The following is a 22,877-nucleotide window of genomic DNA, read 5'->3' on the forward strand; positions in this document are numbered from 1 at the left end:
ATTTGCTTTGCAAATTTTCCATGATTATAAAAACTTATTTACTACGTAAATGCTTCTGTTCTCTCGCACTAGTTTTTAGGATTTATAACCGAAATCAACGTTTATAAAGCTGTACTAGTTTTAGGGATAAATATGCCAAATCAAGGCATATTTATCAGGTCGAGATGGGTGAGTATTTGAGTTTTTTTATTACTGAAGTTCTTATTTTTATATTTATTTTGATAAATGAAATTTTGCTTTTTATAATTAAATATATTTTCCAATTTTAAATAATTTATAAAAAAAATCGAGTAGCGCATAAATGCACTACTCGCAAAACATGTGTTTTCAATTCGTAATAATATTATAGTTCCTAGACTCTAAAATGTCAATTATTTCTTATAAAAATCTATAAGTCTGATTTAAAACTGGGAATGATTTATATAAATTACAATTTTTAATAATCCTTCCATCAAATAATTTCTTAATACTTTCTATATTTTTATACCTTAATTATATATATTTTTTTGAAAATAAATAACTAAATATACTTTTTTCCATAAAATTTGTAATTTTCCCAATTATTCCTATAATTTTCTTCATTTTTCCTAAGATTCTATCAAAAACAATTGTTTATATCTATATTATGTTATATAATAGTAAGAGTAAAAATTAAAAATAGGAGGAATATATGTTATCTGATTTACTACCTGTAATAGTAGCAATTATCGCAATTTGTTTTATGGCTTTGCAAATTAAAACAAATATACTTCCAGTTAGCGAAGGAAACGATAAAATGAGAACTATATCAGGAAATATTAAAGAAGGAGCAATGGCATTTATATCTCGTGAGTATAAATACGTTATTATCTTTGTAATTATTGTTTCAATTCTTATAGCAATTTTTATTAACGTAAATACCATGATTTGTTATATCCTTGGTTCCTTATTATCAATGGCAGCAGGTTATGTAGGTATGAGAATTTCTACAGCCTCAAATGCTAGATGTACAAACGAAGCTATGGAAAGTGGACTTCCATCTGCTCTTAAAGTTGCCTTTGCTGGTGGATCTGTAATGGGATTTGCAGTAACAGGATTTGGACTTTTGGGAGTTGGAATTGTTTACTTAATCTTTAGAGATCCAGCAATCCTTATGGGATATTCATTTGGAGCAAGTTCAGTAGCACTTTTTGCAAGAGTTGGTGGAGGAATCTACACAAAAGCAGCAGACGTTGGAGCTGACCTTGTAGGAAAAGTTGAAAAAGGAATTCCAGAAGATGACCCAAGAAACCCAGCAGTTATCGCTGATAACGTTGGAGATAACGTAGGTGACGTTGCAGGAATGGGAGCTGACCTTTTCGAATCATATGCAGGAGCAATCCTTTCATCAATGGTTCTAGGTTTTTCAATCTTTGGAGATGCAGGAATTAGATTTCCACTTGTACTTTCATCAATAGGAATCATCGCATCAATCCTTGCAGCTTTCTTGTTCTTAAGAAAAAAACAAAAATCACCACAATCAGCACTAATGATGACAATTTATTTATCAGGAGCAATTGTTCTTGTAGCATCATTTATCCTTTCACCAATATTCTTTGGAAATTTGAAAGCAGCAATCTGTATAGTTGTGGGAATACTTGTAGGAATTGCAATAGGATTTTTATCAGAAGTATTTACATCTGAAAAATATAGCCAAGTAAAAAGAATAGCTGAAGAAAGTCAAACAGGAGCAGCTACAAACATAATCGCAGGATTATCAAGCGGAATGCTTTCAACAGTTGGACCAATCATTCTTATAGCTATTGGAATTTTGGTTTCATTCCACACAATGCAAATGTACGGAATTGCCCTTGCAGCAGTAGGAATGCTATCAATCACAGCAACAACAGTAACAGTTGACGCTTACGGACCAATTTCAGACAATGCCGGTGGAATCGCAGAAATGAGTGGACTAGACGAATCAGTTCGTGAAATCACAGACAGCCTTGATTCAGTAGGAAACACAACAGCAGCAATCGGTAAAGGATTTGCAATTGGATCTGCAGCTCTAACAGCACTTTCATTGTTCGTAACTTATACTGACACATTAAACCTTGACAACCTTTCATTACTTGATTCAAAAGTAGTAGCAGGAATGTTCGTAGGAGGAATGTTACCATTTTTATTCTCAGCATTGACAATGAATTCAGTAGGAAAAGCTGCAACAGAAATGATCAATGAAGTAAGAAGACAATTTAAAGAAAAACCAGGAATCCTAGAAGGAACAGACGATCCAGACTATGCATCATGTGTAGATATCTCAACAAAAGCTTCCCTAAAAGAAATGGTAATACCAGGAGCATTAGCAATCGTAGTACCATTATTTATAGGAAAAGCATTTGGACCAGAAACTCTAGGAGGACTATTAGCAGGAGCCCTAGTTACAGGCGTATTAATGGCAATATTTATGTCAAACGCTGGAGGAGCTTGGGACAATGCTAAGAAATATATAGAATCTGGAGCAGAAGGTGGAAAGAATTCACCATCCCACCACGCTGCAGTAGTAGGTGATACAGTAGGAGATCCATTCAAAGATACATCCGGCCCATCACTAAATATCCTTGTAAAACTTATAACAGTAGTATCTGTTGTATGTGCAGGATTATTTATCTAATATAAAAATAAAAGCTATTACAAAATAATTGTTTTGTAATAGCTTATTTTTTTGATATTTTTATTAGATCTGATGGATTTTTGAATTTTAAATCTTTAATTTCTTAAGTTCCTAAAAATCGAAGAATTCCCCATCTAGAGTGAGCAAAGCGAGTCGAGAGATCTCTTTATTAAATTTATTAAATTTTGAATATAATTAAAAAATCCCCTTGTGAAATCTGTGACCGTTTTTAAATGCATACTTTTTATCTTGCTTCACTTCTTGCATGAGATCTCTCCACAATGTCGAGATGTGTTATTTTTGGATTTTTTTAATTATTAAAGTATCTGTTTTACTCTTTTATTATTCCATTTAATTTATATTTCTTTGTTGCTAAAGTTTTTATTTTTTTAATTTAAATATTAATTTTTAATGAATCACATTTTGCACTTTCTAATAAATTCAAACGAAGCAACACCCATCTCGAGCTTGTCGAGAGATCTCTTTATTAAATTCATCTAATAATTCTCTATTCCTTAAATTTTCTTCTAAATTAAAATCAAATTACCTGTACCAATCCAAAGATAAATCTCTCCACTTTGGATTTATTGAATTTATTAATCTATTTTTCTTTTTCATACTCCATCTTTTTAATTGTTTTTTCCTAGACAATGCCTCGTATCTATCGTCTAGATGTTCATATAATCTTTTTTCAAGATTATAAGTATAGCCCAAAGATCACATACTGAAAATAACACAGATATGGTTATGACAGAAAAATCGATATATTCTTATGAATAATCACTTAATTTACTAATAGCTAATATTTATAAGGATGGTGTAAAATTTGAAGTCACTTCTTTCTTTAGTGTTAAGAATCCTAATAGTATAGAAGATTATAAAAAATTGGGTTACACAAATATACAATATAGTGATTGGTCAGAAACACATATGGTTGTAAGTCGTACAAAGGCTGATAGAGTTGCAAAAGTAGTTGTTAGTAATGGAATTGGTTTTGCTGTAAAATCAAAATTTCTAAGTGGTTTAATTGCATTGTATGATGTAAGCCAAGCTCTTAAAGATCAAAAAGCTGATATTTTTCTTACTGTTAATGCTAGAAATATAATAGCTACAGCTCCTAATGGCGTAGAAACTTTAATTGGAGAAGAAAGTATAGTTAAGTATTATACTGATAATAAAAGAACTAATCTAATTAAAACAATTCATAGAACAAATTTTGTAGGATAAAATTAATAAATAAAATAACAATTAATATATAAATACCAGAGTTTAAATTAACTCTGGTATTTAAAAATTAAAAATAATTTAATCATTATTTTTAATTTTTAAAATTATGGAAATAAATATCATAATTGCAAAAGTTATATAAAAATATTTAGCATAAAGATATGAATTATCAACAGTTAATTCAAATATTATATATATTAATATTAAAGACACAATAACTATATTAATTTTTTTCTTCATATAACCTCTTTTCAAAATTCAAATAAATTAAAGTTGCTTCTATCTTAATAATTCCCAAAACAATTCTATCTAAACAGCTAACAAAAAAATCTTAGTATTTATGGTTTATTTATCCTTACAATAATTTGACTAAATAGAGTATACACTATTTAGTCATATATGTTATAATATGTAATTTATTTATGTACATATAAGTGTATAAGAATATAACGTTTATATATATAATTATCGGGTAACTAATTTAACGTCGATAGATAAATATTAATCTTTAGGAGGAAAAATGAAATTAAAAAATTTATTAATTATTGCATCAATAAGTATGAGTTTATTACAAATCTTTGGAGTTAGTAATTCTAAAGTAGATGATTCTAATAATTATGATCTTCAAAAAGAATATACGCAAACTGATGATACTTATAAGGAACAATATAATATAGTTGAAAATGAAAAAAGTAAAAAATTACAAAATGAAATAAAAACAATAAAAAAGGAGAAAGGAGAGTTATCACAAAAAGATTTTCAAAATCTTCTAGTTAAATATGATGGAGCAGAAAGAACGTTTACACCTAAAGTTAGTTTTAGGTCAGCTCAAAATAATTCGTATACCGAAAAAGTAGTAAAAGAAGGGTTAAATATATATGGATCCTCACCTCAAGCATTAATAAGTGCAAGAGATTACCTAAGTAGTTCTGATATGGGGCTTTTAGCTTCAGGTGTAATAATTGGTTCTATTGAAGGAGGACCTGCAGGAGCTATAGCAGGAGGAGCTATTGGTGCAAAAGTTTTAGGATCTAGAGTTAAAGAAGGATATAATGATATTAAAAAGTGGATTGATGTAGGTTCTAGTAGGGGTGGAGTTAGAATGACAGCTTCTGCTGAATTTCCAATAGATAGTTTAAATTCTATTAAGCAAACTAAGATTAGGAAATTGTAATTATGTTATTGATTATAATTGAAATAGGTCTTATAATAGCTACTATTAGAGGATTTTTAATAATAAAAGACAAAAAAAATGGAAAGGAAATAAAAAACTATAATTTTAAGAAAGTATTTACAATTATAGCTCTTATTTTTAGTATTGTAAATATATTTTTAATGATGAATTTAAATATAATATAAAATATATTAATTGTGTAATTTTTGAAAAATAAAAGTTAACATATTATAAAAAAAGGCGGGTTGTACTCATACCCCGTCTTTTTAAGATATAGCTGAAATTAATCTATCCCTAGTTATTAATGTTACAAAATGTTTTTTTAGATACTAACTATTATAAGGTAAAAATCAACATATCGTAAATCTAGTTTTAAATAGAAATATTAAAATTGAAAAGAAGCTTCTTCTAATTTTTTGAAATCACAAGAAAATCTGACGAAGCTATTTTGATTTATCTGATTATTATATAATTTCTCATACTTATCTATAATTAAATCCTTTTTAGATCTACAAAACAAATACTCTTTTTTTAATAAATCTACATATTCATCATCTTCTATTCTTTCAAAATCCATTTTTTCATAGAATCCATCTTTTAATGGAATCATTTTTTTTATTTCTAAAATTGAAAGTATATGATAATTTTTCTCTTCATCACCAGGAATTTCTTTTACAATCCAATCAGAGTCACAATTATCTGAAATATTTATTTTTTCTCTAATTAATAAATGTCCTATTCCAGTATTCTTAAAATTTAATCTTGCATGCTTTGGCTTTGCAGAAGATAAAGGTATTAAGTATTTAATATCATTGATAAAAATTAAAATACCTAAGAAAGGCTTAGGATGTTTAGATGAATTATACCTTATTTAGCCTATTAAGATATATATAAAACATAACTATTATTTTAATAATGTATTAAATCTAATTAAATTAAGTTTTAATAACATATAATTTCGGGTATATTTTTATTGAAAGGTGTTAAGTAAATAATAAATAAGGAGGGATATGGATAATAAAATTAGAGCAATAGCTGATGCTATATTAATAATTATATTTATTGCACAAGGTGTTTATTTAAGAGACAAATATAATATATTGTCAAAAAAAGTAGATAATTTAAGTAAATTAATATCAGAAATTGGTGGCAATGTCGATTATAAAATCTTAAAAAAATTACATTTATCAGATGAAGATATTGCAAAAGTAATAAAACTCGTTGATGATGGTAAAAAATTGGAAGCAATAAAGTATCTTAATAATTCAAAAAATTTAAACCATATCGAAGCGTACAATATTATTAATAAATTAATTGGAGGTCAAGATGAATAATTCTTTATCAAAATTGAAAGACAAGTTACTTAAAATAGTCTCTAGTATATTATTAATAGGGTTTATATTCTAATTTTCAAATCCAATGATTTCACAAGCTAAAGCTATGGACGAAATTGAAAAATGTACAAATGAATACTCCCAGATGGAAAATTTAAGTATAACCTATATAAATTGTAGAGTTGCTCTTGTTTGCTAATATGTAGATATAATAATCAGCCATGATTTCCTCCATTTTTGTATGAGATTTTATTTAGAATATACCTATGTATGTTAATAGAATCTTTATTTTTACTTTCTCCAAATGTGCTTAACTAAAGTTAAACCCATCTCGAGTGAGCAAATCGAATCGAGAGATCTCTGTTTATTTTTATATAATAATTTACTATTTTCTTTAGTTTTATTTATTTTTTCCGTTCATACTTTAATTCTAGCTATATTTAACAAATGAGATCTCCAGGCTTTGCTCGAGATGTGTTAATATTATATTAGAAAAATGACTAAAGTATTTATTTTAATTTTAAATATTATTATTAAATCCAAATTAATTAATTCATAAGTTTGCAATAAATCATTTATAGAAGTATTTGTCTAGAAATATTACTTCACGGAGTAAATATAAAAACGTGCATACAAGCACGTTTTTAAGCTATTTACACGTTAAAACTCATTTAATATGTAAAAAAATAACAAAACGAAATATTTATCGAAAATAATACATTGTTATATTCCACGGAGTAAATATAAAAACGTGCATACAAGCACGTTTTTAAGCTATTTACACGTTAAAACTCATTTAATATGTAAAAAAATAACAAAACGAAATATTTATCGAAAATAATACATTGTTATATTCCACGGAGTAAATATAAAAAACGTGCACACAGGCACGTTTTTAAGCTATTTACTAAGCCCAGTTGCCGTCTTTGAATATGTCGTATTCTTTTCCGTCTTTGTAGGCTTTTATATTTAAATCTTTTGCTCCTACCATAAAATCTTCGTGGATTAGGGAATCATTTAGGCCGATTTTGTGAAGATCTTTGTCTTCAACTTCTGTTCCGCCTTTTATAGTTGTTGGGTAGGCTTTTCCAAGGGCGAAGTGGCAGGATGCGTTTTCGTCAAATAGGGTGTTAAAAAATAGGATATTTGATTTTGAAATTGGAGATTCGTATGGAACTAGGGCGATTTCTCCTAAATATTTTGCATTTTCGTCTGATTCTAACATTTCTTTTAATGTATTGTAGCCTTCTTCTGCCTTAAAATCTACAACTTTTCCATTTTCAAATGTAAATTCAAAATTATTTATTATAACTCCATTATAAACAAGGGGTTTTACAGCAACAAGCCTTCCGTCAACTCCGTCAAATTGAGGTGAGGTGAAAACTTCTTCTGTTGGAATATTTGGCAAAAACAAATCGCCTTTTTCATTTTTTGATGAAGCTGACATCCAAATGTGATTTTTTGGCAATTTTACTCTCAAATCTGTTCCGTTTTTTGACTTGTAATGAACTTCATCGAATTGATGAGAATTTAAAAATTCTGCCTTTTCATTTAATAAGTTTATATGGTCATTCCAATTTTTCTTGGTTTTTTCCCAATCTTCATCAACACGACTTACATCAAAAATAACTTCCCATAATTTATCGATTGCTTTTTCTCCATCAAGGTCTGGGAAAATTTTCTTTGCCCATTTTTTGGTTGGATAGGCAACCACAAGCCATGAAACCATATCGTTCATTGTATATTTTACAAAATCTTTTAATTTCAAAGAATTTTCTCTAACAGCCTCGGCTATCTTTTTTTGGTCCAAATCTTTTAATAAATCCGGATCATCGCCAATTATTGAAATTCTGTTTGATCTGTGTTTTTCAAGTTGATAAATATTTTTTTCTATAATATAATCAGGAACTTCATTCAATGTTTCTTGGTCTTCGTAGGTATATTTTAATTTTGTTAGCTCTTCATCTTTCCAATTGATACTTACAAGTCTTGCGCCTTTTTCGTAGGCATATTTTGCAATAAGTCTTGCAAGAGTAGGATCTTCCAAGGAAGAATTAATTAATACGTCTTCATTTTTTTGTACATTCACACCAAATTCTACTGCAAGTTTGGCATAATTTTCTAATTTATTTTTGTTTACTGTCATATTTCCCTCCGTTTTTTTCATTATACTATATTCCAGTGGTATAATAAAATTTAGAAATGGAGGGAAAAATGCTAAAAAGAAATGAAGTTGATATAAAAGAAACATGGAAATTGGAAGATTTATTTGAAAATGATGAGAAATTTTATGAAGAACTTGATAAAACAATCAAGGCAAGTGAAAATTTCAAAAAAACTTACAAAGAAATAGATTCTTCTGAAAAATTATATAAGGCTTTAAAAGATTTGTCTGAAATTTATGGGGCCATGCACAGGTTGGGATCATTTGCAGGAATTTCTACAGAAGTTGATGCCAACGATCCACATCCACAAAAAAGATATGCAAATTTTGGGGCAAAGGCGAGCGAAATCTCTGCAAATTTAACTTTTTTTGATGGACTTTTGACAAAAATTGATGAAAAAATCATAAATGAAGTGAGAGAAAACCACAAAGATTATGATTATTTTCTAAAAAGAGCCTTGGACAAAAAAGACCATATTTTGGGAGATGATGCTGAGGAAGTTATTTCAAAATTATCTCCAACTTTTGATGCACCTTACGGAGAATACGCTTCTTTGCGTTATGGGGATATAAAAGTTGATGATATAGAAATTGATGGGAAAAATATTCCATTAAATCACAATACTTTTGAAGAATATTATGAAAGTGATAAAAACACAAAAATTAGAAGAGAAGCTTTTAAAAATTATCACAAGGCACTTTCTCGCTATGAATCAGGAAACGGGGCGATTTATAATACTCACATAAATAATGAAAAAATCCTTGCAAATCTAAGAGGATTCGATTCAGTAATTGATATGCTTTTGTCCTACCAAGATATTCCAAGAGAAATTTATGACAATCATATTGATACAATAATGAAAAAACTTCCACAACACATGAGAAAATATGCAAATATTTTGAAAAAAGTTTACAAACTTGACGAGATGACCTATGCAGATTTAAAACTTTCAATTGATTCTGGTTTTTCAAAAGAAATTGAAATTGAAGAGGCTAGAGATTATATAGTTGATGGGCTTAAAGTTTTGGGAGACGATTATGTAGAAATGCTCAAAAAATCCTTCAGCGAAAGATGGATTGACTATGCACAAAACGAAGGAAAAAGAACCGGAGCATTTTGTGATACACCTTATGGATCTCATTCCTATATAATGACAACCTACAACAAGGACATGAGCCAAGTTATGACCCTTGCTCACGAATTGGGTCACGCAGGACATTTTGAAAATACAAACAAAAATCAAGATGCAATAAACACAGTTGTTTCAATGTATTTTGTAGAAAGTCCATCAACAGCAAATGAAATCACCATGGAAAGATATTTATTAAAAAATGCCAAGGATGATAGGGAAAAATTGTGGGTTTTGGATACAATGATTTCAAAAACCTACTACCACAATTTCGTAACTCATTTTCTAGAGGCAGCTTTCCAAAGAGAAGTTTACCAAAGAATTGACAAGGGAGAAAGCTTTACAGCAGAAGATTTCAAAGAAATTTTTAATAAAAAATTGAAAGAATTCTGGGGAGAGGATGTAAAACTTGTAGAAGGAGCTGACCTAACATGGATGCGCCAACCACATTATTACATGGGACTTTATCCATACACCTATTCAGCAGGACTAACAATAGGAACAAAAGTTTCCGATAAAATAATAAACGGAAACGAAGAAGACATCAAAAATTGGAGAGAAGTTTTAAACCTAGGCTCAACCCTAAGCCCAATGGATCTTTCCAAAAAAGCTGGAGTAGATATGACAAATACAAAAGCTTTAGAAGAAACCATAGAATTTATTGGACAAATAGTTGACCAAATAGATGAGCTTTGTGAGAAGCTTGGTTTGTATGAATAAGAGGAAATTAAAATTAAAAATTAAACTTTAGCAGATAATATAAAAATTTACCCATCTAAGTCTAAGTAGGATCTTATGAATTTATTAAATTATTAGATAAATTTAATAAAAGAGATCTCTCGACTGTAGTTCGAGATGGGTTTATTATTGGCTTTACTTAAAAACTTCGAATTTTTTTAAAAAAATCCTGGAAAATTTCAAAGGAAAATAAGTGTAGAGAAAAACAAAAATTTAACTTTAGCAATTAAAAAGCAAAGACCATAACCCATCTCGAGCGGATAAACAACCGTTGATTTCGGTTGTTTATCCCGATTTATCGTATGCAATGAGTCGAGAGATCTCATAAAATTTTAAATCTAAAAATATAGCATATATTTCAAAATTTTCCTAGATTTTTGGGTAAAAATATTCATATATCGAAAAAGAAAGGAATTTTATGAAATATTTATCTAAACGATTTAATGGCAAATATGGATTTTTTAAGTTTTTAATTTTGCTGATTTTAATTATTCTTGGCCCTGTGCCTGCAAGTTATAGCATTTTAATTATGGGTGTGGACAAGTCAGTTTTGTATATTATGACGGCGGCTTATGTCCTTGTTGCTTTTTTGTTTTTTCTTATTTTTTATAGGAGATTTAAATTTTATGGGGGATTTTTTGAAAATTTGAGGGTGGTTATTCTTGCTCTTCTTGGAATTTATCTTTTATCTTTTCTTATAGAATTTGCTTTTGGAGAAAATATTACAAATCCAGAAAATCAAGAAACTATCGAATCAATGCTTAGGATGAATTTTTCTCCAGCTTTGATCGCCCATATTGTCCTTCTTGGACCTCTTGTTGAGGAATACACTTTTAGGGAATATCTTCCAGGTGTTTTTAGAAATATTTTCAAAAGACGTGACCAAGACATAAAGGATTTTCTTGCCCTTATAATGGCAAATATTTTGTTTTCTCTTGCCCACATGCCGACTGATATTTATAGCTTTTTGGTGTATTTTTCAATTGGTTTTGTTCTTGTGTTGGTGAGATTTTTTACAAATAATTTGAAATTATCCGCTCTTGTCCATATTTTTTGGAATTTATTGTCAAGCTTATTATTATATTTTGCTATATAGATTTAGAATAAAAAATTATCCCAAGCATAAGCTGGGATAATTTTTTATTATTCTTCAGTTTTTACCTCATTAAATCCGTCATATTTTATCTTGTTTAATGCATCTGCTTCATCAAGATCTGAATATAGAGAATTTATTTGATAGTTTATAGCACCATTTTTCTCTCTTATGTCATTTACTCCATAAACCACAACTGTTTCTTTAGGTTTTAATTTTTCGATTTCATTGTCATCATCGTCATATTCTTTGGTAACTTCATCATAATTTATCTTGTAAACATAAGCAAGTTGGAAGGAGTCATTAACATATTCATCATCAGCTCCTATACCGGCTATAACATCTTTTGGGACTTTCTTTTCATAAATTCCCAAAAGTTTTATATCGAGATTTTTAGTTTTTGTTGAAAAATAGCTTCCATCTGATAGGTATTGGTCAGATATTTGTTTTTGAATATCTACCTCAAATTTTTCAACATTATCTTCTTTTATATCTTTATAAGAATTTATAAATTTATCCAAGCCCTTAACCTTAAATTTCTTTTCGATTTTATCATCACTGAAGGCAATCTTGTATGGTGGAAGAGACTTGTATTCAACAGTAGCAGTTATTTCGTCACCGTTTTTTATATTTTTTTCTTTGTCTAAAGTTATTTTTTGATCATAAGCTTCTTCTATATCTTCTTTTAAGAATTTATTTTTATATTGACTCAAAATAGGGGCATCAGTTGTCTTTGCATAAGCTTTGGCATATCCACTGTATCCATCGATTATAAATTCAATATCAACACCTGATGTGTTAAACTCTGCATCTGGTTGTAGACCAAAGTAAACAAGTTTTCCTACAAAAAATAGAATAATTAGACTCAAAACTCCAAGGCTAATAAATAAAAATTTCTTTTGTCCTTTTTTGGAAACATTTATTTGTTCTTTTTTATTTTCTTGCTTAGGATTTTCTTTTCTAAAGTCACTTTCTTGATAATTTGTATTTGAATTATTCATTTGAGAATTTTCAAAGTCTTTAGATTTTTCGTTTTCATCATAATTATTAGATTTTTTATTTTCCTCTAAAGGCTCATTTTTTAAAAAGTTTTCGTCTTTAAGAGATTTTTCTACATTTTCTTCATTTTTATCTTCAAAAGAATTCTTTTTTAAGCCAGAAGAAAAATCATAAGCACTACGTTTGATTTCTACAGAATTTGATGGGTTATTCTTATTTTCTTTTCTTTCATAAGATTGTTTTATTATTTCATCTCTGTTTAGGATTTTAGTTTCTCCAAAATCTTCATTTCCTTGATCATTATTCCTGTCAAAAGAATTTTTACTATCTTCAAAAGATTTTGGATTTTTATTATAATTCGTTTTTTTATAAGGTTCATTATCACTTAAATTTTTATCCAAATTCCTATTAATATCAGAATCATTTTTGTTTGAGATATTAACTGGATTTACTACATTTTTCTTAGTAAGTTTAGATAAAAAATGTAATTGCTTATTATTTGTTATTGATACAATAAGTAAAATCATAGAAACGATTGTAAGTAAAATGCCAAATATTAGAAAATTTCCAGCTATTTTAGCAGAATTTTCAAAGTTATTAAAATTATATTCATACATGGCATTATATAAAGATTCAGGATTTGCTTGTGAAGGGCTTTTTAAAAGCGACAACAAGGTTGAAGTAAGTTTAATAAATTCTATTAAAAATATTACATAAACCAAATAAACAATCATAGAAATAATGTTTATAATATCATCTAAAATATTCTCCTTAAATAGGACATAAGATGTAGCTGTCAATAAAACATTTACTAATAAGAATATAATTATAAAAATATAAGATATTTTCATGCCGGTAAGAGAACTTTTCAAAAATTGAAAAATAATTGAAAAAGAATCATATTCGTTTATAGTAGAAAGTTTATAAGCATTATAAATGAAAATAAAAGATGATAAAATTAGTAGAATTTTTATAACTAATTGACTAATTTTCACTTGTCTGTATTTTAAAATCATACAAAACTCCTTATATTAAATTTTTTTGCAATAAGCAAAGCTTATTAAGAGAAACATTCCAACAAAATTTTACAAAATTTCTCAAAAGAACATACTATCAGAAATAAATCAAAATAAATTTCCAAAATTATTCCATGATAAAGGATTATAAAATATTTACAAAAATCTAAAAATAAAACATCCTCCTTTACTTAAAAAATTAGTAGAAAAATCCACATTTTATACATAATATTATAACATAATACAATAAATATTTCTGGTATTTTTCTATGAAAATAATTTATCAAAATAAATTAATAAAATTTATAAAAAAAAATATTCCCCAGCAAAAATGCTAGGGAATAGCTATTGAAATTACTTATTTTTCTTAGATAAAATAAAACCAAGAAAACTTGTAGCAAGTAGACTTAGAACACTAGAAAGGCTTGCAATGCCAGTTTCTACATTATTTGATTTAGCTTGTCTACTAGGTTTATTTTCTTTATTAATAATATTTTTATTATTATTTTTTTGAACATTGGCAGTTTTAACTTTATCATCATCTTTTTTGCTCAACTCAAAATGTTGTTTTTTATCATCAGTTGTTTTTGTTCCAAAATCACTGGATTTTTTGTCGTCTTTAGAGTCTTTATTCTCATTTTCAGTTGGTTTTTCATCATTTTCAGTTGGTTTTTCTTTTGTGTCAGTATTATTTTCTTGTGAGCTTGTGTTTGTATTTTCTGAACTATTTTTACTATCAACTATATTTATTATTATATTATCAGTAAATTCTTTTTCTCCTACACCTGGTATTAAATAAGTAAATTTAACCTTTAAAGTTTGTTTGCCTAATTTATTTGTGTCAATAGTTTCTGGGTCCCAATTGTAGTTTACATGTAAATTATCTTTTAAATCCTTAAAATCCACTAAATCTTTTATTATAGGAAGTTTATTACCCTTTTCAAGATCTGCGTTATAAATTGTAATGAAATTACGATCATTTAATTTTACTTTTTTATTTGCTTTTTTGTTTTTAAAATCATATTGAGCAAGTAGTTTAACCTTATTAGCAATAGAGTAATAGAAATTTTTATAGAAATTAACATTAGGTCCTACTAATTGGTAAGGAATTGATTTTTCAAATTCATCTCTTGTTAAGAAACCATATTTTGATGAAAATTTGGAGTCAAGGAAATGTCTAATCAAGGCTTGAGAATTTTCATCATATTTATTTAAATCTTGAAAACCATTTTTTTCAACATTTTCTAAAAAATCACGTGTTTCATTATAATCTTTATACCAACTATCTATTTCTTCTTTACTATCTTCACCAGGAGTATATTCCGGATCATCTTTTGAACTATCATAAGATAAAGTATAAAAATATTTAGAATTTTCAGGAGATTTTCTTACAGTAAATTCGTTTAGTCTATTTTCTTTTTTTAGAGCATCCTCTGCAGCTTTAAAAGTCTTATCAAAAGTATCATAGAAAACTCTGTCATTTCCATCATCAACAACTTTCACTCTTATAAAATTTTCAACCAAATGACCTAATCTTATATCAAATCCAGAATGCCTATAAGTATAAGATAGAACGCTTACCTTTATTTTATATTCTCCTGCCTTACTAGGGTCGAAGTTTTTTGTATCAAAAGAGATATTAAATCTTCTATTATTTAAATCATCAAAATAAGCTTTATCATTTTTATAATTAAATTTCACAAAATCTCTTAGCACAGAAGCTGAATTTTTTGTAATAGTACCATTTGCAAAGCCAATATTTAAATTTTCATCAAATTTTTCTATTCTTTTATTTTCTTCAATACTCTTGATATTTTGTACTTTAGAATAAGGTTCAGATCTTTGATATTCATCGCTTTTTTCATATTCCTTAGCTTTGTCATATTCTTCCTTGTTAAAATTTATATTACCATCTTCATTTATATCTTTGTAAGAATTTTCATCAACACGGCTGTATTGTTCGCTACTTTCATCTGATTTTTTAGACATTTTTACTAAGCTAGAATTTTCTTTAAGATCTGCATTATCATCAGTTTCAAGATTAGCTTCATCACTTGGATTATTTTCTTCAGCACTTAAAATTTGATCATTAGCTTCATCACTTGGATTATTTTTTTCATCATTTAAAATTTCATCATTAATTTTATTTTCTTCAGAAATTTCTTCAATATTTTCATTTTCTTTTTTTTCGTTTTCATCAATTAGCTTATCTTCATCTAGTTGATTTTCTTTTGTAACTTGTTCTGATTTTTTTTCTACATCTATGGCTTCATCAGCGTAGGAAATATTAGTAATAGTACTAACTGATAAGGCTAAAATTAATGCAGAACCTATCATAATTTTTTTAGAATTTTTCATAAATTTTCCTCCATAATCTGTTCATATTCTTACAAAGAATATATCATTTACAAATATAAATTTCCGAGTAACTTAACTCCCCAAAAATTTTATAAAAATATTAGAGTAATAATTTACTGTAATAAAATAAAAAGATATTGTATAATTATATTATATAAATATTTAATAGGTGATTTTATGAAATATGAATTATTAAAAAAAGAATTTTCTCATTTATCTTCATTTATGATTTGGGATGATTCTTTTATAAAAAATGCATTGCCAGATTCTATAGAAGATGAAAAGTTTAGGGATAAGTATTTAAATTCTGAATTCATTTATATAGCTTTAAATCTAATAACTGATAACGGAGATTTTTATAATATTTATAAAAATTTCACGGGAGATGTTTATAAGGATATTTTTGATAAAACAAATTTAAAGCCTTGGTGGGTTTTTCATAATTTAGAAAAAGGAATTTTTGCTTTTTCTGATCCAGCAATTTCAAAATTAAATAGGACTTTTACCTCTACAAGGCTTGAAGGATCATATATTACAGATTTTCTAAAATCATCAATAGGATGTCAATATTACAATGGCTTCGTAACAAAATCAGCTTATGAAACAAAAAAAATATTAAAATCTCTAAAAAAAGAAGATTTAGACAAATATTTAAAAAACCAATTAAAGGCTTTGGATAGGGAGATATATCTATTAGAAATTGAAAGACCAAAATTTATACTTATGTCCAGTGTTTTCGATGTTTTCTCTTACGCTTTTAATAATCTTGTAAATGAAAAAGAATTTCCTCATATTTTTAAGGGAGAAATTGTAGATAAACCTACATCCTATGGCGCTCCTTTAAATAACGCCCAATTTAATTTAATAAGTATATTCTTAAAAAACATTGACCAAAAATCTTATCCAAAATTCATGATAAATTATTTAGAAAAAAATTATAAAATAATTGAAAATTTAATTAAAATAGATAATAAAGCATTTGCAATGACTATTTTATATTCAAGTTTGGACTTATCCTACAATCTTTCTAAAGAAAGTTTTACCTATATAAAAAATGTTGAAATAAAACACAAAACTTTAATAAATAAAATAAAATCATCTTTTTCAAGAGATATTATAAGAGAGATTATAAAAAATTTACCCAATTTATTAACAAAAGATAAATGTAGGATAAATAAGAGGAATTTATATTTTTACGAAAAAATCTTTTCTCCAAAAGGAAGTCAGCTAATAAATGTTGATAATGATTTAGATTTATTAATTGATTTATTAAAGCTAGAAAATGTTAGGAAAGCATCTTTTTTAGCTGGAGATAGAAAAAGAATAGATTCATTTATTTTTTTGAATTTATTTGAAAAATCCCTAAAATTTTCGGGGGGGGGTAAGAGTACTTAATAACAGTTTAGCAAGCATTAAAGATTTAAAATTTGATAAATTTATTTCGAGAATTTGCAAAGAAAATATAAGTAGAGTAGAAAAAATCTTGTCAAACAACAAGTTTAATACATCAATTTTATTTGTTTCTTATCAAGAATTTATAAATGAAAAAAATAAAGGAACCTTTAGAAAATTAGCAAAAAAATATAATATATATGAAATTATAAATTGTAACAATAAAGAAGTTTTTTTAAAGTTAGGAAAAAAATCTAATGAAATAATATATAAATTTTATGACAAAGATTTCAAATTATTTGTAGAAAAGAAATTGCCACAAAACTTTATATATGATCTTAAATTTTTACAATTAAACCTATTAAAAACTGAAAAATTTTATAAATTTGAAGAATTTATTACCCTAATAAGAAGGGGCTACTCAATGGCTGAACTTTTAAACTCAGGAGCAAAATATTCAAAAGAAGGTATTTCTTATATAACAAATTCAAATATTTCAAGAGGATTTTTAGATAAATCTCAAGCAAAGCTTAGTTTTGTAAAAGCAAACCTCACCCTTGTCAAAAAAGATGACCTAGTAATTTCAAAATCACCGCCTTATAAAATAGCCTTAATTGAAGATGATAAACAATATTTAGCAAATGATAATTTGTTTATAATAAAAATAGATAAAAATAAAATAGACCCAGCCTATATTTGGTCATATCTTCAATCAAAAAAAGCACAAAAGATTATTATTAAAAACCAAAAAGACACAAAAAATTTATCGATAAAGATGTTAAAAAATATGGAAATAACAATTTATGATAGTGAAAAGATGGGAAAAATAAGATGTGAATTTTTAAAAAACATAAATATTTTAAAGAATTCTTACAAAAAAATAGAGGATATTTCGAAAACAAATGAAGAAATTTTTGAGTAAAAAAATAAAATTGAAAAGATTTTAAAACGTAAAATAAATTTCAAAAAATTTTGAATTTTCATCTTGCCATTGGGTGAAATTTTCTATATAATAAAATTGAGTGAGTTTGTCACGACTTAAAGTGATAATATTTTAAAGTTAGGAGAAGTTATGAAAATAGCATCTATGGAATATAAAAATGGAATTTCTAACTTGCTCAACTCTAAATTCGATGAAAATGAAGTTGTTGTCAAAAAATATGAAAATTTTGAAGACATAATCCTCGAGGACGATTTATCGGAATTTGATTTAATTCTAGTGGATATGACTCATACTAGGTGTATCGAGCTAATCCAGTACATAAAACAAACTACAAATATTCCGGTAATATATCTTACCGATAGGTACAAAAAAAGTCCTTATGAGGCAAAAATTGACGACAAGGATTTTGTAATTCATTCATATTCGAGAGACGAATTTGTAAAATACACCCTAAAAAAGGTCGATGAGATTAATAATTCCAAAATTATTTCTTTTGGTTTTTGCTCAATCGAAGTTGATAATGGGATTTTTAGAATTGGAAACGATATTCTAGATCTTACAAAATCTGAGATTAGCCTTTGTACAATTCTTATTAAAAATCTCAATAAGCCAGTTTCTAAAGAAATTATTGTAAAAGAAATGGCAAAAATGGGAATAGAAACAACAGATAGATCAGTTAGAGAACATGTTAGAAAAATCCGTAAAGAATTTAAAAAAGTTAAACTTGAACCAATAAAAACAGTAAGAGGCCAAGGCTACACTTGGGTTTTGGAATCTTGTGATGTGAAAAAATAAATTTTGGCCGGCGAAAGCTGGCTTTTCTTGTGCATGGAAAAATTTTGTGATAATATATAAATATCTTCAGGGTGAGGTTTGATTCCTAACCGGCGGTAAAGTCCGCGAGTTTTTACTGAATGGGTGAAATTCCCATACCGACAGTTATAGTCTGGATGAGAGAAGATATTCTTTTTATGAGAAATTATTTAAGCCCTGAAAGGGCATTTTTTTATGCCAAATTTTAGGAGGATTTATGAGTAACGATCAAAGAAAATTAAGAAATTTAGTAAAAGTTGGAATTCTTGCAGCCATGAGTTTTATTCTCATGTTTTTTCAATTTCCAATTCCAGTTGCACCACCTTTTATGAAAGTTGACCTTGCAGATGTGCCAGCCCTTATTGGTGGATTTTCAATGGGACCAGTTTATGGAATTTTGATTCAACTTATTAAAAATATTTTAAATTTAAGCAAGACTAGCACTTATGGAGTTGGAGAAATTTCAAATTTTGTTGTCGGAGGACTTTTTGTTTTTGTTTCTGCAAGTATATATAAAAGAAATAAAACCAAAAAAAATGCAACAATAGCTATGATTTGTGGAGTTTTGGTTATGTCACTTGCAGCAACCATATCAAATGCCTTTGTGATTTTCCCACTTTACGGAAAAGCAATGGGAGTTGATATGGGCGCTTTTGTAGCAATGGCAAACAAAACAAACGCCTTAGTAAAATCATATTTTACCATGATGATTTTTGCTATAGTTCCATTTAATTTAATCAAAGGATTTATTGAGATTTTGGTGACAAAATTATTGTACAAACACGTTTCAGGAATTTTACACGATAGAAAATAAATATTTCTGATTTTAATAGGACTCTTGTAAAAATGGATGTTTATCTATTTTGCAAGAGTTCTTTTTTTATGAATGTTAAAAAATCTAGGATAAATTAAATAAAAGAGATCTCTCGACTGCGCTCGAGATGGGTTTTAATTGTATGCACTTTAATTCTAAAGGATTTTTAATATTTCAAATATTTGAGAATTTTTATTTTAAATAAATTTTTAACTTTAAAATAGAACTTTAGTCTTTAAATAAATCGAGCCATAACCCATCTCGACCGACTACGAGGAGTGGAGAGATCTCTATTATTATTTTTGCAAATAGATTAAATTTATATTTATCTGAATTTAAACCAAGAAATCTCTCTCGAAAGGCTATGGATAGGTTTTAATAGGATTTATTTTTTCTTTAATAATCATTGGAATTTTTTTATTTTAGATTATAATATATCTTACAAAAAACCTTAAAATTAACTTTTGTAGTATAATAGATGATAAGGAGTTTTTATGAGAATTAATTCTTTGAAAGAAATGGAAGATTTTGCTTTTGATTTTTCTAAAAAATTGAAAAAAGGTCAAGTTATAAATTTAATTGGAGAGATGGGTAGTGGGAAGACTACTTTTGTTTCTTTTGTTTGTAAATATTTTGGTATTTCTAATACTTCATCTCCGACTTTTGCCCTTGTAAATATTTATGATGGTAAAAAGAACGGAGAAGATTTTCCGATTTATCATCTTGATCTTTATAGGTTTGAAGATTCTGATGAAATTTTGGATATTGATTATGAAAATTATTTTTATCCTGAAGACGCCATTACATTTTTGGAATGGGCAGATAAGGCAGAGGATTATCTTCCAGATGATATGATTGAAGTTAATATAGAAAAAATTGATGAAAACGCTAGGGAAATTAGCGTGAAATTTTTAGATTAGGAGATTTTATGAGGGTTTTAGGAATTGATACTTCCACAATGATTTCTACTGTAACTGTTGTTGAGGATGAAAAAGTCATTGGGGATTTTAATGTAAATCAAGAAAAAACTCATTCTGAATCGCTTGTTCCAATGATTGAAACTTTATTAAATCTTTTGGGACTTAAGCTTTCTGATATAGATATTTTTGCCATAAGCCAAGGACCTGGATCTTTTACGGGTTTAAGAATTGGAATGACTATTGCAAAGACTTTTGCCCAAGTTGGAAATAAAAAATTAATTCCAGTTTCAACTTTGAAGGCTCTTGCCCTAAATTCTTCTTCAAATTCAGCAAAAGCTGCTATGCTTGATGCGAGGGGAAAAAGAGTTTATGGGGTTATGTATGATGAAAATATGAATGAAATTGTAAAAGAGGACTTATACAATATTGATGATTTTTCAAAACTTTGCAATGAAAAAAATGTAGATTTTGATTTAGTTTCAGAAGTTGGTGAAAAATATAGGGATAAATTTGATAGGGCAAGAATTTTGGATTTTTCTTATACTTCTTGTATTGGGAAAAATTTATGCAAGCTTGCTCTTTTGAAAAAGGATGAAGATTTTGATCTTTACAAGCTTGTGCCAAATTATTTGAGAAAATCGCAAGCGGAAAGGGATAGAGAAAAGAAAAATGATTAGAACTATGACTGTAGGGGATACGGACAAGGTTTATAAAATCGAATCTAGGTCATTTTTTAGGCCTATGCCCAAAAAAGACCTCATAAATGATATTGAAAAAAATAAGCATAAAGATTTTTTTGTATATGAAAAAAACGGGGAAGCTGTTGGATTTTATATAATTTCAAAAATTTTGGATGAGATTGAAATTTATACTATTGCAGTTGATGAATTTTATCGTGGTCAAAATATTGGATCATTTATGCTTGAACATATGATTAATTTAGCAAGAAATTTAAAAGTTTCCAAAATTTGGCTTGAAGTTTCAACAAAAAACATTCCAGCTATTAATCTTTACCAAAAATTTGGTTTTGAAAAAATTAGACTTAGGGAAAATTATTATGCCAGAGTTCACGAAGATGCTTATATAATGTTAAAGGAATTGGATTAGATGAAAGATTTTTATACAATGGGAATTGAAACTTCCTGTGACGATTCTTCAGTTGCTATTTTGAAAAACGACAGGGAAGTTTTGATAAATTTAATATCATCACAAATTGATATACATAAAATTTTTGGAGGGGTTGTGCCAGAAATTGCCTCAAGAAAACACCTTGAAGCGATTAATCCTTTGATTGAAAAGGCACTTTTGGATACAAATTTATCTTACGAGGATATTGATTTGATTTCTGTTACCAAGGGTCCTGGCCTTATCGGTTCACTTTTGGTAGGAATTTCTGCGGCAAAGGCTCTTTCTTTGTCAGCAAATATTCCAATGATTGGAACAAATCACATGCAAGGACATATTTGTGCAAATTATTTGTCAAATAAAGACCTAGAACCACCATTTATTTCTTTGGTTGTAAGTGGAGGCCATACTTATCTTGTAAAAGTTAATGGCTATACCGATTATGAAATTATTGGAACAACAAGAGATGATGCGGCTGGAGAATCTTATGATAAAATTGCAAGATCAATTGGTCTTGGCTATCCAGGCGGACCAAAAATTGATAAACTTGCAAAAGAAGGAAGAAAGGATGCGATTAATTTTCCAAGAATTATGCTTGAAAAAAATTCTTACGATTTTTCATTTTCAGGACTTAAAACTTCGGTTTTAAATTACATGAATCACCAAAATCAAAAAAATATAGAAATAAATAAGGCTGACTTGGCAGCAAGCTTCCAAGAAGCTGTTGTTGATGTTTTGGTAGAAAAATCTATGAGATTAATTGATGAGACCGGTTTAAAAACCTTGGCGGTTTCCGGTGGAGTTGCAGCAAATTCAAGATTAAAAGAAAGATTAAAAGAAGAATGTGAAAAAAGAGGAGTCAAATTTTACTATCCAGATATAATTTTATGCACAGACAATGCAGCCATGATTGCTATGGCGGGATATTTAAATTACAAGGATGGAGCAAGGTCTGATAATTTTTTAAAAGTTTATCCGAATTTAGGACTTTAATTTGACAATAAG

19 protein-coding genes and 1 riboswitch are annotated in these 22,877 nt (G+C 27.6%); of the genes, 14 read left to right on the forward strand and 5 right to left on the reverse strand.

All coding sequences use genetic code 11. From position 1 onward, the window contains the following. Nucleotides 1–670: 670 nt before the first annotated feature. Both L6653_RS06290 and L6653_RS06295 read left to right on the forward strand, forming a co-directional pair. The gene (locus L6653_RS06290; protein ID WP_236786011.1) at nucleotides 671–2,632 is read left to right on the forward strand and encodes a sodium-translocating pyrophosphatase; all 1,962 of its coding nucleotides are present in this window, start codon (nucleotides 671–673) and stop codon (nucleotides 2,630–2,632) included. 885 nt (nucleotides 2,633–3,517) lie between these two features. Beyond that, the gene (locus L6653_RS06295) at nucleotides 3,518–3,859 is read left to right on the forward strand and encodes a hypothetical protein (protein ID WP_236786012.1); all 342 of its coding nucleotides are present in this window, start codon (nucleotides 3,518–3,520) and stop codon (nucleotides 3,857–3,859) included. Nucleotides 3,860–3,937: 78 nt separating this feature from the next. On the opposite strand, the gene L6653_RS06300 is transcribed toward L6653_RS06295, so the two are convergent. Beyond that, entirely contained in the window at nucleotides 3,938–4,099 is a 162-nt protein-coding gene (locus L6653_RS06300; protein WP_236786013.1) for a hypothetical protein, read from the reverse strand. A gap of 280 nt (nucleotides 4,100–4,379) precedes the next feature. Between L6653_RS06300 and L6653_RS06305 the strand changes: the two genes are divergently transcribed. Beyond that, nucleotides 4,380–5,033 carry a hypothetical protein gene (locus L6653_RS06305; RefSeq protein WP_236786014.1) on the forward strand — a complete coding sequence of 218 codons (654 nt, stop codon included), beginning with the start codon at nucleotides 4,380–4,382 and terminating at the stop codon, nucleotides 5,031–5,033. A 385-nt stretch (nucleotides 5,034–5,418) separates the two neighbouring features. On the opposite strand, the gene L6653_RS06310 is transcribed toward L6653_RS06305, so the two are convergent. Continuing rightward, nucleotides 5,419–5,904, reverse strand: a complete 486-nt coding sequence (locus tag L6653_RS06310; RefSeq protein ID WP_256444850.1) for a type III toxin-antitoxin system ToxN/AbiQ family toxin — start codon at nucleotides 5,902–5,904, stop codon at nucleotides 5,419–5,421. Nucleotides 5,905–6,043: 139 nt separating this feature from the next. Between L6653_RS06310 and L6653_RS06315 the strand changes: the two genes are divergently transcribed. Next, entirely contained in the window at nucleotides 6,044–6,367 is a 324-nt protein-coding gene (locus L6653_RS06315) for a hypothetical protein (protein WP_236786015.1), read from the forward strand. 907 nt (nucleotides 6,368–7,274) lie between these two features. On the opposite strand, the gene L6653_RS06320 is transcribed toward L6653_RS06315, so the two are convergent. Further along, nucleotides 7,275–8,513 (reverse strand): aminopeptidase, encoded by a 1,239-nt coding sequence (locus L6653_RS06320; protein WP_236786016.1) that lies wholly within the window; start codon nucleotides 8,511–8,513, stop codon nucleotides 7,275–7,277. Nucleotides 8,514–8,581: 68 nt separating this feature from the next. On the opposite strand from L6653_RS06320, the gene pepF reads away from it, so the two are divergent. Continuing rightward, nucleotides 8,582–10,381 carry an oligoendopeptidase F gene (gene pepF / locus L6653_RS06325; protein ID WP_236786017.1) on the forward strand — a complete coding sequence of 600 codons (1,800 nt, stop codon included), beginning with the start codon at nucleotides 8,582–8,584 and terminating at the stop codon, nucleotides 10,379–10,381. Between the two features lie 436 nt (nucleotides 10,382–10,817). Further along, nucleotides 10,818–11,495, forward strand: coding sequence for a CPBP family intramembrane glutamic endopeptidase (locus L6653_RS06330; protein WP_236786018.1), 678 nt, complete (start codon nucleotides 10,818–10,820; stop codon nucleotides 11,493–11,495). A 47-nt stretch (nucleotides 11,496–11,542) separates the two neighbouring features. Here L6653_RS06330 and L6653_RS06335 read toward each other — a convergent pair whose 3' ends face one another. Continuing rightward, nucleotides 11,543–13,507, reverse strand: coding sequence for a hypothetical protein (locus L6653_RS06335; protein ID WP_236786019.1), 1,965 nt, complete (start codon nucleotides 13,505–13,507; stop codon nucleotides 11,543–11,545). A gap of 354 nt (nucleotides 13,508–13,861) precedes the next feature. Continuing rightward, nucleotides 13,862–15,865 (reverse strand): hypothetical protein, encoded by a 2,004-nt coding sequence (locus L6653_RS06340; RefSeq protein ID WP_236786020.1) that lies wholly within the window; start codon nucleotides 15,863–15,865, stop codon nucleotides 13,862–13,864. 177 nt (nucleotides 15,866–16,042) lie between these two features. Here L6653_RS06340 and L6653_RS06345 point away from each other — a divergent pair, with 177 nt between their 5' ends. The 8 genes from L6653_RS06345 (at nucleotide 16,043) to tsaD (ending at nucleotide 22,865) form a co-directional block, all read left to right on the forward strand. Next, entirely contained in the window at nucleotides 16,043–17,260 is a 1,218-nt protein-coding gene (locus L6653_RS06345; RefSeq protein ID WP_236786021.1) for a hypothetical protein, read from the forward strand. Between the two features lie 88 nt (nucleotides 17,261–17,348). Then, entirely contained in the window at nucleotides 17,349–18,179 is an 831-nt protein-coding gene (locus L6653_RS06350; protein ID WP_236786022.1) for a restriction endonuclease subunit S, read from the forward strand. Nucleotides 18,180–18,329: 150 nt separating this feature from the next. Then, on the forward strand, nucleotides 18,330–18,995 hold the full coding sequence (locus tag L6653_RS06355; protein ID WP_236786023.1) for a winged helix-turn-helix domain-containing protein: 666 nt from the start codon (nucleotides 18,330–18,332) through the stop codon (nucleotides 18,993–18,995). Nucleotides 18,996–19,053: 58 nt separating this feature from the next. Beyond that, nucleotides 19,054–19,166: riboswitch (FMN riboswitch) on the forward strand. A gap of 64 nt (nucleotides 19,167–19,230) precedes the next feature. Beyond that, the gene (locus tag L6653_RS06360; protein WP_236786024.1) at nucleotides 19,231–19,827 is read left to right on the forward strand and encodes an ECF transporter S component; all 597 of its coding nucleotides are present in this window, start codon (nucleotides 19,231–19,233) and stop codon (nucleotides 19,825–19,827) included. A 494-nt stretch (nucleotides 19,828–20,321) separates the two neighbouring features. Then, a complete protein-coding gene (gene tsaE, locus L6653_RS06365) occupies nucleotides 20,322–20,747 on the forward strand; it encodes a tRNA (adenosine(37)-N6)-threonylcarbamoyltransferase complex ATPase subunit type 1 TsaE (protein WP_236786025.1) in 426 nt (141 codons plus the stop codon). Nucleotides 20,748–20,755: 8 nt separating this feature from the next. Then, a complete protein-coding gene (gene tsaB, locus L6653_RS06370; RefSeq protein ID WP_236786026.1) occupies nucleotides 20,756–21,424 on the forward strand; it encodes a tRNA (adenosine(37)-N6)-threonylcarbamoyltransferase complex dimerization subunit type 1 TsaB in 669 nt (222 codons plus the stop codon). Then, nucleotides 21,417–21,854, forward strand: coding sequence for a ribosomal protein S18-alanine N-acetyltransferase (rimI, locus tag L6653_RS06375; RefSeq protein ID WP_236786027.1), 438 nt, complete (start codon nucleotides 21,417–21,419; stop codon nucleotides 21,852–21,854). Before tsaB ends, rimI begins: the two co-directional genes overlap by 8 nt. Further along, nucleotides 21,855–22,865 (forward strand): tRNA (adenosine(37)-N6)-threonylcarbamoyltransferase complex transferase subunit TsaD, encoded by a 1,011-nt coding sequence (tsaD, locus tag L6653_RS06380; RefSeq protein ID WP_236786028.1) that lies wholly within the window; start codon nucleotides 21,855–21,857, stop codon nucleotides 22,863–22,865. The last annotated feature ends 12 nt before the right edge of the window (nucleotides 22,866–22,877 follow it).

Source organism: Anaerococcus ihuae (genome assembly GCF_928368155.1).
Lineage (GTDB): Bacteria > Bacillota > Clostridia > Tissierellales > Peptoniphilaceae > Anaerococcus > Anaerococcus ihuae.